The organism is uncultured Limnohabitans sp., assembly GCF_937889215.1.
In the GTDB taxonomy this organism is placed as follows: domain Bacteria; phylum Pseudomonadota; class Gammaproteobacteria; order Burkholderiales; family Burkholderiaceae_C; genus Limnohabitans_A.
The window spans coordinates 1-1,559 of sequence record NZ_CALBEX010000173.1; the positions used below are offsets into that span (position 1 = coordinate 1).

Here is a 1,559-nt window from a genome sequence, read left to right on the forward strand (position 1 = left end):
CTCCCGTGCTTCTTGCGCTTGCAGGTCGGCACGTTCACGGGCTTCTTGTTCTTCACGTTGGCGGCGTTTTTCAGCCAACTCGGCTTCTTGCACGCTGATCAGCTCCGCTAGGCGGCGTGCTTCTTCTTCGCGTCGAGCCAGTTCGGCAAGGTCAACCAAGGGCTCTTGCGGTGCTTCAGCTTCTTGCGCTGGCTCGTCATCGCGTTTGATCAATGTGCGTTTTTTGCGCACTTCAACCTGGATGGTGCGGGCTTTGCCCGAAGCATCGGCTTGCTTGATCTCGCTGGTGGACTTCTTGACCAAGGTGATTTTTTTGCGGTCACCGGTCACGGTGCCGTGACTGGTTTGCAAATAGCTGAGCAGCTTTTGCTTGTCCGAATCGGTCAGCGCATCGCTGACCGAGTCTTTGGTCACGCCAGCTGATCGCAATTGATCGAGCAAGACGTCGGCAGATTTTTTGAGTTCATTGGCGAACTCGGCAACAGTGGTACTGGACATAATTTTGTTCAAGCCTCCATCAGACTTCAGGCCTGGCCTGCGAACCAATGTTCGCGGGCTTTCATGATCAGGGCGGTGGCCTCTTCAACGTTTTGACCGGTGATGTCGGTCAACTCGTCAGTGGCCAGATCAGCCAGGTCGTCACGGGTTTGAACACCCGCCTCAACCAGCTTGGAAATCAGCTCAGGCGTCAAGCCTGGCAGGTCACGCAGGTCTTGAGAGACGTCTTCGACACTCTCTTCACGCGCAATTTCGAGGGTCAACAAAGCGTCTTTGGCGCGCGTGCGCAGTTCGTTGATGGTGTCTTCGTCGAAGCTTTCGATTTCCAACATTTCTTGGATCGGCACATAAGCCACTTCTTCGAGACTGGCGAAACCTTCACCGATCAGGATGTCGGCGATTTCTTGGTCGACATCAAGCTTTTCCATGAACAACTGGCGGATGCCGATGGTTTCTTCGGCCTGCTTTTGGGCCGACTCGGCCGCGTCCATGATGTTGATCTTCCAGCCAGTCAGGTCAGAAGCCAAGCGCACGTTCTGGCCACCACGGCCAATGGCGATAGCCAAGTTTTCTTCGTCGACCACCACGTCCATGGCGTGCTTTTCTTCGTCCACCACAATCGACTGCACGTTGGCTGGGGCCAAAGCGCCAATCACGAACTGGGCGGGGTCTTCGCTCCACAACACGATGTCCACACGCTCGCCCGCCAACTCGTTGGTCACAGCATTGACGCGGGTACCGCGTACACCGACACAAGTACCAATGGGGTCCACGCGTTTGTCGTGCGAGAGCACAGCGATCTTGGCGCGAGAGCCAGGGTCACGGGCGCAGGTTTTGATTTCGAGCAGGCCTTGTTCGATTTCGGGCACTTCCTGGCGGAACAACTCGATCATGAACTCGGGGGCTGAACGCGACAACAAAATGGGTGCGCCGCGCAGTGTCAGGTCCACTTCCATGATCATGGCGCGAACGCGGTCACCGCTGCGCAGGTTTTCCTTGGGGATCATTTCGCTGCGTCTCAGGCGGCCCTCGATGCGACCGGATTCACAGATGATGTCGCC

2 protein-coding genes are annotated in these 1,559 nt (G+C 56.6%); both read right to left on the minus strand.

Annotated features, from left to right (window positions below):
• A partial coding sequence (locus Q0341_RS04465) for a translation initiation factor IF-2 associated domain-containing protein (RefSeq protein WP_299510861.1) occupies positions 1 to 498 on the minus strand: 498 nt, incomplete at its 3' end.
• A 26-nt stretch (positions 499 to 524) separates the two neighbouring features.
• Positions 525 to 1,559: transcription termination factor NusA (gene nusA, locus Q0341_RS04470; RefSeq protein ID WP_299510863.1), on the minus strand; the 1,035-nt coding region annotated here is incomplete at its 5' end.